We start from the raw sequence: 12,060 nt of genomic DNA on the forward strand, positions 1-12,060 counted from the left end.
TTTTTGATTCAAAAACACTGCAAAGCAGTGTTAGATATTTTGTTTTTGTGAATTATTTCATAACTGAAAGTATTTCCCTTGATTTTGTAGCAGTTGCTGATGACTGCCTTGCTCGATAATTTGTCCATTATTAATTACTAATATCAGATCAGCATTTTTAATGGTGCTTAATCGATGCGCGATAATAAAAGTAGTTCGATTTTGCATTAATTTATCCATCGATGTTTGTATTTGATATTCAGTTAAGGTATCTATATTCGATGTTGCTTCATCAAAGATTAAAATAGGTGGATTTTTATAAGTAACCCTTGCAATTGTAATAAGTTGTTTTTGTCCTTGCGAAAGTTTGCTGCCACGATCTTTGAGATAGGTGTGTTCTTTAGCATCTAATTTATCTATATGCTCTGTTAAATTTGAGACAAGAATGGATTTATGTAACTGTTGCTGGTCAATTGCATCGAATCCGTAAGTTATGTTGTTGGCTACTGTGTCAGAAAATAATGATGCATCCTGTAAAATCATACCTATCACCTTGCGTAGTGAGTTTTTATCAATCTCTTTGATATTAATCCCGTCGATATAAATATCCCCGCTATTTTGCTCATAAAAGCGTATTAATAAGGAAGTGATGGTGGTTTTACCAGCACCAGTTGGACCAACTAATGCGATTTTACTTCCTGCTTTTGCTTTAAATGAGATGTTTTTTATAGCAATATTTTGATCATATCCAAAAGACACATTATCAAAAACAACCTCTCCATGCACTTTTTGATAACCTGTTAAATATCCATATGCATCAGTAAATTTATATGCTCAAAATGCTGCATCTGATTCAGATTCGATGTATTGGTTGTTTTTTAAAACAACTTTAACAGCTTGGATGTTACCGTGATTGAGTTCTGGGGATTGCTTAAGAATATCAAACACACGTTTACCACCTGCTAATGCGATGATTATCGAATTGGCTACTTCTAAAATTGATGAAACAGGGCCAGAAAAACTTTTAGCAAACTGAGTAAATGCAATTAATACCCCAACACTTAATCCGAAACCTTCGCTTTGTCCGTTGATCAATAAAATTGCTCCAAAAACAGCTACAATAATATATCCTATGTTACCTGCCCACATTGCAAACGGAAACAACAAATCAGCATAACCACGGGCTTTTAGTTCGTCTTGGTATAAAGAATTTGAATATTTTTGATAATCATTTAACACATTTTGCTCTTGACCGAAGATTTTTAATGTTTTTAAATTTGATACTACTTCTTCAGTAAATCCTGATAAAGCACCATTGCTTCTTTGACGCTTGATAAATCCTTTCTTTGATTGCATCCCGATAAAATATGAAAACATTAAAATCAGTAACATCACTGCAAGCATAATTAAGGCAAGTTTTCAATTCAGCGAAAACATAACTACTACTGAAACACTTAAAGTGATAAATGTATCAATAACTTTCGGAAGCGAGTTAGATAAAAAATCCCTTAATGTATCAATATCGGATGTAAAGCGAGCCATTAAGTCGCCTTTAGAATTAGCATCAAAGAATGCAATAGGTAGACTTTGAATATGCTTATATAAGTTGCTACGCAACTTAGTTAATGTATGATTCGAAACTTTGATTAATAATCTTTTTCAGATAAAACCAGCGAAAACTGTTATAAAAAATCATACAGTTGATAAAGTGATAACAATATAAAACCATTTATAGTTAAATGTTTTTGCATAATTTTGTGCATTAGCTGAAAAATTATGCAAAAATCCATCAATAATAATTTTTCCGATAAAAACTTGATTATATAACAGACCGCCTGAGCCGATAATGATTAAAAACAAAGAAATAATTAAAATTATTTTATTATCTTTTCATAGCAGTTTTAAAATATTTTTAAAGGTAGAAATTTTTTGTTTATTTGTTAGTTTTGGAACTTGCTTAGCAAAAGAGGTATGAAAATTATTTCGCATCAAGACCTCCTAAAGCACCTTGCAACATATTTAGTTTCTGATAATATGAATTAGTTTTTATAAGTTCATTGTGAGTACCTACATTTGTTATCATTCCATTTTCAATCACAACAATTTGATCACAAATAGCAAGTGAAGCAATTTTTTGTGAAACAATGATTTTGGTAGTTTTAATGTTATTTAAAACTGATAAAATACTTTTTTCAGTTTTAGCATCTAATGCTGATGTTGCATCATCTAAAAGTAGTATTTTAGGATTTTTAATTAATGCCCTTGCTAAATATAACCTTTGCTTTTGTCCACCTGATAAATTTTTACCACCCTGTAAAATTTGATAATCCAATTGTTCTTTTTGACTTGTTACAAAATCTCAGATGCAAACTTGTTTTAGCACATCGATAATTTGTTCATCGCTGGCATCAGGATCACCTCATTTGATGTTATCACGAATGCTTCCTGAAAAAAGTGATGTATCTTGAAAAACTGCTGAAATACCAGAGCGAAGCGAAGAAAAAGAATAATCTTTTACATCAATTCCATCTATTAAAACACATCCATCGGTTGCATCATAAAACCTTGGTATCAGCGAAAGTATGCTGCTTTTTCCTGATGATGTAGCACCAATTATCCCGATACTTTGACCTACCTTAATTTTTAAATTAATGTCTTTCAATGAGTAAAATGAGTTACTATGATATTTTAAGTACACATTTTTAAATTCAATTTCACCTAAAATTTCTTTATTAATGCAAGTTTCTTTTTCAATAATCGAAACTTGATGCTTAATTAGCTCATTATATCTTTTAGCACTTGGTATAGAGCGAAACAGTTCACCTGAGATGTTTAAAATCCCTAGAAATGAACCAGTTATCATTCATATGTAAGTTGAAAAAGCTGTAATAGTACCGATTTTTATTTTTTGTGCAAGCACTTGATTTACTCCAATAACAACTAAAGCAATCACTGACATAAAAATGGTATTCATAATCACAATATGATATCAAGTAAAAACCTTTTCACCTTTGATGTTAATATCTCGCATTTGATTGTTTACAGCATCGTGGTTTTGTGCTTCTTGGTTTTCAGTTACATATGATTTAATCAGTCTCATTGAATTAAGGTTTTCTTGCAACTTTGTATTATATTGATCAGATTTTTTAAATGTTTTATAAAAAATTGGGATACCGTATTTTCACATAATTAAAAAGAAACCAAATAATAAAGGTAAACTGACTGCAAAAATAATTGATAGCACACCTGATTGTGTAATAGCAAAAACTAAAGAACTGATAAACATAATTGGTAGCCTAAATAAAGGGCGACCCATAATTCCATATAATTTTACAATGTTATCAATATCGGTATTAAGTCGGTTTACAATCACACCTGTTGAAAATTTATCCATATCTTCAAATGAAAAAGTTTGTATTTTGGAAAAAAGTTTCAAGCGCAGATTCTTAGCAAAACGATACCGTGCAACAACATTTAAATAAGAGCTAAGCATAGTAAAACCACCGATTAAGATACCAAAAGAGACTAATAATGCAGCATTTTTAAGCACAATGTGATATTTATCATTATAGTTTTTAAATGCATCAGAAACTGTATCAGTGATGTCTTTAACAAATAAAGGCATATATGTTTCTAAAATGATGCTAGAAACACCTAGCAAAATAGTAACCAGAAATAAAATTCTGGTTCCATAGGTGATAGAAAATAAAGAAATTTTATGATTCATTATTTAATGTGTCCATCGTTAATGCATTTGCAATCCACATTTTCAGTATTTAATGTATGTGTAGTGTTAAGAAGATCAAAATATTTCTTTTTAAATTTTTTATTTAAAAAGTAATAAGTGAATAAACCTTTTTTGTTAGCATCAATGATGTTTTTTTTCTTTAGGTCGCTAAGGTGTTTTGAAATATTGGCTTGTTTGCTTTTTAAGGTTTGAGCAAGTGTTAAAACATCGCATTCTTGTTCGTGACAGGTAAATAAGTGCAAAATAATTTTTCGTTTAATATTTTTTGAAAGTATTGATAAAACATCAGAAAGGTTCATTATTTATCCTTTCGTTCTATTTTCATTTCAACAGTTTTGGTAAATTCATCAACATCTTTTAAAAAGTCATCATTTACCACGGTTTTAGTTTGCTCATCAGATATTTCATCGGTATTACTCATAATTCAATCTTTTGGATCTTCGTATAAATAATCTGTTGTCAAATTATCAAAAGTTGATTTATTATCAACTTTTATCCCAATTGAATCTCAATAACCAATTTCATTTTCGGTAAATTCTACTTCTTTGCTGATGTTTAAATATACCGGTGCTGCAACTTCTTCATCTTTACCAATCACAGCAACTGATGCATCTGAATCATCTGGCATTGAAATATCTTCGGTTTTGACATCAAGGGTTTGATTTCCTGTTTCTTCCTTAATATCTTCATTAGTTTGGATACTCTGACTAAAAATTTTATGTAATTCTGCATCTAAATGATCATCATTTTGGATAAGTGATGTAAGAATCATTGCATCATTTTTATCTTCTTCAATTGAATGATAATTAATTGGTTGGGTAACCTTTTTAACTTCTGTATTTTGCTCTTGCTGCAAGGTATTTTGAGAACTTGTAAGTTTAATATCAGCATCAGTAGCAACAAAAATATTAGTTTTATTTAAAATGTAGGTATTGGTTGGTTGGTTTTCTGAAACTACTTCATCAAAATCAAATCATAAACTAATTTGATTTTGCATAGTAATTCAATTGATTGGATTAATTACAATAACATCGTATTTTTTAGCCTTTAAGAAGCGAAATTTATCACGGATGGCTAAATATCCGTTTATAGCATTTTCTCCGTATTCAAAAGTGTCAAAAAGCACACATTTATAAGGTTTTTCATTCTTAGTAATAACTAAATCGATGTCTAATGATCCGATGTTATATTTGGTAAATAATTCATAATTGTGTTTACCTTTAATAATATCTTCAAATTCAGTCTTCACAAGTTCTTTAAATCAAGTTACTTTACTTTGGTTTTCTACCGATGAATCAAGTTTTTTAGATGCAAATGTTTCTTTTAGAAGCTCTCTTTTTGAATCAGCATCCCTTTCTAAAAACTGTAATCATTTTTTAAAAATAATTAAATCATCCGATGAATTTGGCAGAATTTGTATATCATCTGCTTTAATAGTTTTGATCACTATCATTTTCTCTTTAGCACGCGATATAGCAACATTCAAAGCATTTGAACCACCACTTCGTGAAACATATGTAGAATTTAACTTAGTGGATTTATCATATGAAATAGTAGCAATTACTAAGTCTGCTTCATCTCCTTGGATATTTTCGATGTTGCGGATTAATAGTTTTTTTTGATTAATTGCTGCTTCTAAATTTGGATGGTAAGAATAAATTAGGTTAGTTAAATAATCACTTTGTCGTGAGTTGAATGCTAATAAAATGATTTTATTATATTTATCTAAATTTAAATTAAGTAACTGTAATGCCTTTTGTGCTTCAACTTTGTTGTGATTATCTTCTCAGTTTCCATCAACTTGATATACTTCAACTGAATTTTCATCACTAGCAGATGCATTATCAACTACATCAAGTGATGATTGGTAAAAGTGTTTAGATGAAAAAGTCATTAATGCAGCATTTTTAGCACGATAATTTTTATCTAAAATAATTTGATATACTCCTAATGATAAAGCATAATCAAGTAGTGAATCCACTTTACCAAAAATGGTATCATCAGTATTTCGTGAACCAAATCAGTTGCTTGGACGCATTTGTTGTTTATCTCCTGCTAATATCTTAGTTTTAGCTAAATATAAAATCGGTAAACCTTTTTCAATGAATATTTGACTAGATTCATCTAAGATTGCATAATCAAATTCTTCTTTATTTCAAGTAGATAAATCTGTATCTGGTGTTGCTACAATTACAGGGAAGATTAATTTAATCATTTCAGCATATTTTTTAACAAAACGATACGGTTCAAGATTTTGGATGCGAACACTTTGTGAAAATTCACGATATAATCGTTGCAATTGTGGGTTAAATTCTTTGATTTGCTTTACATAGCGCTCTAAGGTAATGTTTTTAACTATCTCAGCACTTAATGTTTGCTGATCGAAATTGATATTTTTAGATTCGTTGATAATGCGATTTAGGTATTTTACCGAGTTACTAACATTTTTAATAGAATGAAAATTGTTTATTAATCGGTATAAACTTCCTGAAAAGTTGCTTAATTTGTTTTCGATCTGCTTAGCAACATCGCGAATCTTTCAATATTTTTTCATAAAAAATAAGAAATAACTATTATTTTCTTTTAAAATGCTTTTTGCAACTTTTCCTTCTTGTAAGGTTGATGAAGGGTAAATAATATCTTTTGGTAAATCATTAATAAACTGTGGATCATTTTCTAAATCGGCATCCATTTTGTATTTGTATAAATAGTAATATGCTTGAAATAGTTGGTTTATCCCATCTTGATTCAGGATATTATTTACATTAACAATATGTCTGCTTTCTTGTTGGCTTATTACTGGATATTTTTGTAGTTGTTGCTTTGAATCAAAATTTTCCAGCATATCAAGGTATTCTTGAATAGGTTGATAAAACTTTTTCTTTTTAACATCTTTATAATTAAGTAAAAATAAACAAAATTTACTTAAAATTCCAAGACGTTCATTAATAACATCTAAGGCAGCTTTCTTTTGCGAAGCAACAATAACTTTTTTACCATAAATTAAAATATTTGTTATTAAATTAACGATTGTCTGTGATTTTCCAGTTCCAGGAGGCCCTCAGATAATGGTATTTTGCTGTAATGCAGATAAAACTGCTTTATCTTGTGAAAGATTGGATTTAGCAACATTAAATAATGAAATATTTTCATTTTTAAGAAGTTGTATCACTTTGTTTTTATATTTGTTTTTATCAAATTCAACCTTAAAAATATCATTAATTTCATCGTTATTAATAATTTCTTTCATCCGATTGCGTGAATATCCACCTCAAGGTTGAAAAATCCCTAATAACATACCCTTATGAAACATTAAGTTTTCATTAATAATCAAATCACTGCGAAGTGGAGTAAATTTATCATATAAATCATTAGGTAAGGTAAATAAATTGTTTCAATCGGTTTTTAGTTTTTCAAAAATTGCATTAATTTCAAAGTTCTCAAAGTTAGAATCGATGTTAAGGTTAAATCCTGAGTTGTTTAAAAAGAAAATGAGTTTTTCATTAACTTTAATATCTCCATCTGAAAATAAATAAGGAATAGTATTTTTAAATTTAATTTGAACTTCTTTAAAAAACATTGGCGCATAAATAACTTTGTCATCTTTGCGCAGTGAAACAAACAAAAATCCGATGTGTAACGGTCATGTATTGGTTTCATCCAAAATGGATGTTACTTTATTATCTAAAATTTTTCATTTGCGAATCGCTTTTTGTTGTATATGTTCTAAAAAATTAATCACATTTTTTTGTTCATATTCAAAATTAACCTTAAAATCTACCTTAGATGTTCTTATATATTTATTTGCTTTTGATTCTAAAAGAGATTTTAAAGAATTAAAATCGTAAGTATTTTTAACTTGATCGATAAAATCGATCAAGTTTCCATCTAATAAACTGATCTCAAATTTTTCCTTATTCAAAACTTCTTTAAAATCTTCAAGACGTAAAAGATTATAAATATCTACACAATTATTTTCACTAAGTTTAGTAAAAATTGATGCATCATTTTGTGAGATATCGAGCAAATTATCTAAAATTACTTGGTATTTGTTTTCTTGCATAAGTACCTACTTGATATATTTTGCTAAAGCATCTGCTACTGCTGCTGTATATTGTTCAAAAGTGATAGAAATAGAATTAGATTTTAAAAACAACCCACGAACACCTTTTAAAGCCTTTATTGACTGTATATCAATTATTTTAGTATCTTTTAAAGTGATATTAACTCTGTAGTGTGTATTGGTTATTTCGATAATATTTTCATGTTTTAATGCATTAATTAATGTTTGAATTTTAAATGGTAAATTGTTTTCTTGGTAAATAGTATTTTTTTGATGATTTTTACTTTTATTTTTTCATTTTAATCAAATGAATCCAAAGGTTATAATGGTATAAAAAATAATAATTCAGGTTCTTTTTTTCATATATTATTAATTTTACAACATTTACCATAATATAAAATAGAATATATGAATTTAGTCAAAATTTACTTATTTTTTTTAGTTGTTTTTAATTCAATTTAACTAAAAATTTAAATAACTAATTATTTTTTATATGATAAACATTATTATGCTTATTTATATAAAAAAACTAGTAAATATTACTAGTTTACAACTATAATTCTGATTAATAATTATCTTCTAAGACTTCGAGAATCATAAATCATACATTGAATTATAGTTTTTTTGATTTGAAATAATTTTTGTGTTTTCTGAGTTTGCTTGCTTCAATCCTTGCAAATATCTTGCATCAGTAGATTCAACATTATTTATATGTAAATTTTTTATATTATTATCAAGAGAATTATTTCGATTTGCTAAATTTTGATTTATTCCACTTATAAATACATTTACATCTATAAAACTAAATGATTTTTGTTGATAAACTATATTTTTTATAATTTGTACATCATTAGATAAATTAAAATATTTAACAATTTCAGAAATTATTCGGCTAATTTCTTTATTTGTGTTGACATCTGTTTTAATGTTTACAAAAACTTTTGCAGCATTTTGGATTTGGGAATCATTTAAATTATATGTAGAAAACTTCTTAATTATTTTACTACTTAAATTGCTTCCGGATGCTTTTGCAGCAGTAATATAAGTTAATCCTGAATTTGCTAACATCTTCTTTAAATTTGCAAGATTTATTGAATTATTCGCATTTTCATTTAAGAAGTTAATTAAATAACTTAATTGTAAGTTTGCGATTTTATTAATTTCTTGATCTGGAAAGTCTGGATACATATGATGTATTTTTTGCGTTGATACAAAAGTGTATGCATCAGAACATTCAATGATTTTATCTAAATATTGCTTTATATTAGGTAAATATGAATTTTGTAAAGGTATTTTGATAACTGAAACAACTAATTTGTTTAGCATTTTTGCTAATTTTGTTATTGCAGGAGTTAACCAAGTTCCCACATTGTCTATATAACTGCTGATTAACACAATTTCAGCATCTGCTAGTATATTTTTTAACATTAATGCATCAATATGACTGCTAAAGTCATCAATATTATCTTTTAGATTCTCTTTTATTAATATTTTGCTTTCACAAAAACTTTTACTGAGTTCTTGTTTATTTGCAAAAATTGCAATATATTCAATTTCATCATTTTGCTGAAAAGAAATTGGGTTTTCACAAAAACTACCACATATATCTAAAATTTTAATACTTTTCATTAATGTTTAAAAGCAAAGATTCTTTGTCAAAAACTTTTATTTTTGATATATGTTAAATCAATTTCACGTGTAACGGTTTGTAAGTGTCCGCTATCATCATAGTTAAATGAATTAGCAAAAATAATTGACTGTTTAATAATTGGATCAAGTTTATGTATCAAGTTAAAACCACCTTGGGTAATGGAATTTAATTGATAAAAACCTTTCAGTAGTTTTGAATCAATGTTTATTTGCTCTGTAAGTTTTTTAGTTATAAAGTCTGTTAATAAGTCATTGCTGCTATTAATTCAAACTTTTAATTCTTTGTTATTATATTTTAAAATTTGGTTGATTTTTGAACATAATATATTTACAAAGTTTATCAAAAGTGAATATATATCATTGTTGATTTCATCGAGAATTTGACCAGAATCACAAGATAAAATTTCATTGATTCTTGCAAAAATAACTTTTTTACTTAAATTTTGATCTAAAAACTTATTTACTATAACATCTGTACCCATTGCGATGTTAATAGTATTGAGAATATAGCCATTTTTTACAAAACTTACATAAATATTACTATCACATATGTTAACTAAAAGGTTGTTATTTTCTTGATTAAGTGAGCTTGCAAGAATTTGTTGAAAGGTCGCAAGTGTGTATGTAATATTTTTTTTATTTAAATTTGTCAAGTATTTATATGTCTTTACAAGAAAGGAATTTAATTGTAAATTATTTGTATTAAGAAATAATTGACTTTGAAATTGATGCAAACTTTGATAATCTTTGTCTTTTGGAAAAGTATCATAGTATTTATAAACACCATTATAAAAAGTTTGATATTGGTAGTTAAAGGTATTCAAATGAATAAAATCTTCAATTTGCTCAGGTTTTTCATTTAAAACATCTGTATTAACTTGCTTTTGACTAAGGATGTATTTAGTTTCTAAAAATAAGTCATCTTTTAAATTGATATTAATAAAAATATCATCTTTTTTGTATTTTTTGGTATAAGTGTTGATTTTATCTTTAATAAAATCTAAAATAATTATGGATTTTTGATAATAGATTTTAACATCTTCGGCGATTTTGCTAAAGTTGTTATTTGAATTTTTAATAGAAGAAAAGTAAAAATGATTTTGATGAATATTGAAATTTAAAAATATTTTCATTTTAACTCCTTCTATATTAATTTAGTTAATTTACGTAATTTTGCACTTTTTGAGCGTCGATTAATTTGAATTTCTGCTTGAGTAGGCAAAATTTGTTTTTGAATAAATGCTTTTGGTTCTTGAATCGGTAATTTGCTTGGTAGTTTTGACTTACAAAGTTGATTAAAATGCTCTTTTACTACCTTATCTTCAATTGAATGAAAGGTGATAATTACTAAGGAAGCATTGATTTTTAACAAATTAATGGCATCTTTTAGCATTGTTTTTAAAGAGTTGATTTCATCGTTTACTTCGATGCGAATTGCTTGAAATACAGGTTTTGCAGGATTTTTAGCACGTAATAATGCAGCAGGATATGCTCTTTTTATCACATCAACTAATTTTAGTGTTGTTTCAATAGGACGCGATGCTATAATGGCTTTCGCAACCCGACTAGCAAGTTTTACATCAGCGTATTTATATAGCAACCGTACTAAATCACTTTCACTATATTCGTTAACTACCTTATAAGCAGTTAATTGTTGATCTTGATTCATACGCATATCTAAAATTGCATCTTTGTTGTAGCTAAATCCACGGTGACCTTGATCGATTTGTGGAGATGAAACACCTAAATCAGCAATAATTCCATCAACTGAATAAACACCTAAATCCGATAATCTTGATTTTATATCTTTGAAATCACTTTTGATTATCGTGAAGTTATTCGATACTTTTTTAAGACGTTCAGATGCTATCTTAATAGCATAGTCATCTTTATCAAAAGCATACAAGTGTCCGTTTTCAAGTTGCTTTAATATCGCTTCTGAGTGACCACCCATTCCAAGGGTTAAATCGATATATATTCCATTTTTATCTATGTGCAAGGATTCGATGCTTTCATTAAGGAGTACAGAATAATGTAAGTTTGTCATTATAGCAGCGAAATTTTTTCTGCTAATGCCGACATATCTGAAAGTGATATTTCAGCATTTTCTGCATCAAATTTTTCCTTAGCTCAAATTTCAACAAGCGAACCCATACCCACAAATGTTATTTCTTTTTTGATAGCAAGATCAGTAGTAATTTTTTTTGGGATGCTAAAACGACCCACTGAATCTAGTGTAGCCAAAAAGGAATTACCAAGAATAAATCTAGTTACCTTTCTCACATCCTTATTAAAGAAGCTTTTTGATTCAATATTTTGACGGTATTTATCAAATTCTTCAATACTGCGTAGTTCGGCATTACCATCAAAACCGATGCTAACCATAAATTGATTACCCAACTGTTCTTGAAAGACTGGAGGTAAGATAACACGGTTTTTGTCATCTAGGTTTCTTGTATGTTGTCCAACCATTACCACGTCCTCCCACTATCTAATAAAATTCTACCACTATTTACCACCACTTATAAATAAAATTTTTATATTTTTTATTTTTTTAGTTTCTTAATCAATTTTGTTTTGACTAAAACAAAAGAAAACACCTATTTTTATGTATATTTAA

At 27.6% G+C, this 12,060-nt stretch carries 9 protein-coding genes; all 9 read right to left on the reverse strand.

All coding sequences use genetic code 4. The features are described from left to right. Positions 1 to 30: 30 nt before the first annotated feature. Positions 31 to 1,968 carry an ABC transporter ATP-binding protein gene (locus tag ACXYRQ_RS00340; RefSeq protein ID WP_458614442.1) on the reverse strand — a complete coding sequence of 646 codons (1,938 nt, stop codon included), beginning with the start codon at positions 1,966 to 1,968 and terminating at the stop codon, positions 31 to 33. Beyond that, entirely contained in the window at positions 1,958 to 3,706 is a 1,749-nt protein-coding gene (locus ACXYRQ_RS00345; protein WP_458614443.1) for an ABC transporter ATP-binding protein, read from the reverse strand. Before ACXYRQ_RS00345 ends, ACXYRQ_RS00340 begins: the two co-directional genes overlap by 11 nt. Beyond that, the gene (locus ACXYRQ_RS00350) at positions 3,706 to 4,026 is read right to left on the reverse strand and encodes a hypothetical protein (protein WP_458607356.1); all 321 of its coding nucleotides are present in this window, start codon (positions 4,024 to 4,026) and stop codon (positions 3,706 to 3,708) included. The genes ACXYRQ_RS00345 and ACXYRQ_RS00350 overlap by 1 nt, the downstream gene beginning before the upstream one ends. Further along, entirely contained in the window at positions 4,026 to 7,790 is a 3,765-nt protein-coding gene (locus ACXYRQ_RS00355; protein WP_458614444.1) for a DEAD/DEAH box helicase, read from the reverse strand. The genes ACXYRQ_RS00350 and ACXYRQ_RS00355 overlap by 1 nt, the downstream gene beginning before the upstream one ends. Positions 7,791 to 7,796: 6 nt before the next feature. After that, a complete protein-coding gene (locus ACXYRQ_RS00360) occupies positions 7,797 to 8,153 on the reverse strand; it encodes a PTS glucose transporter subunit IIB (RefSeq protein ID WP_458607354.1) in 357 nt (118 codons plus the stop codon). 216 nt (positions 8,154 to 8,369) lie between these two features. Next, positions 8,370 to 9,419: an FtsZ/tubulin family protein gene (locus ACXYRQ_RS00365; RefSeq protein ID WP_458614445.1), complete on the reverse strand. Its 1,050-nt coding sequence runs from the start codon at positions 9,417 to 9,419 to the stop codon at positions 8,370 to 8,372. Beyond that, complete coding sequence (locus ACXYRQ_RS00370) at positions 9,419 to 10,573, reverse strand: MAG3720 family protein (protein ID WP_458597345.1); 1,155 nt, start codon at positions 10,571 to 10,573, stop codon at positions 9,419 to 9,421. The genes ACXYRQ_RS00365 and ACXYRQ_RS00370 overlap by 1 nt, the downstream gene beginning before the upstream one ends. An 11-nt stretch (positions 10,574 to 10,584) precedes the next feature. Continuing rightward, positions 10,585 to 11,487, reverse strand: a complete 903-nt coding sequence (rsmH, locus tag ACXYRQ_RS00375; protein WP_458597346.1) for a 16S rRNA (cytosine(1402)-N(4))-methyltransferase RsmH — start codon at positions 11,485 to 11,487, stop codon at positions 10,585 to 10,587. Then, positions 11,487 to 11,912 carry a division/cell wall cluster transcriptional repressor MraZ gene (locus ACXYRQ_RS00380; RefSeq protein WP_458597347.1) on the reverse strand — a complete coding sequence of 142 codons (426 nt, stop codon included), beginning with the start codon at positions 11,910 to 11,912 and terminating at the stop codon, positions 11,487 to 11,489. Before ACXYRQ_RS00380 ends, rsmH begins: the two co-directional genes overlap by 1 nt. Positions 11,913 to 12,060: the final 148 nt, after the last annotated feature.

Source organism: Mycoplasma sp. 394 (assembly GCF_054353895.1).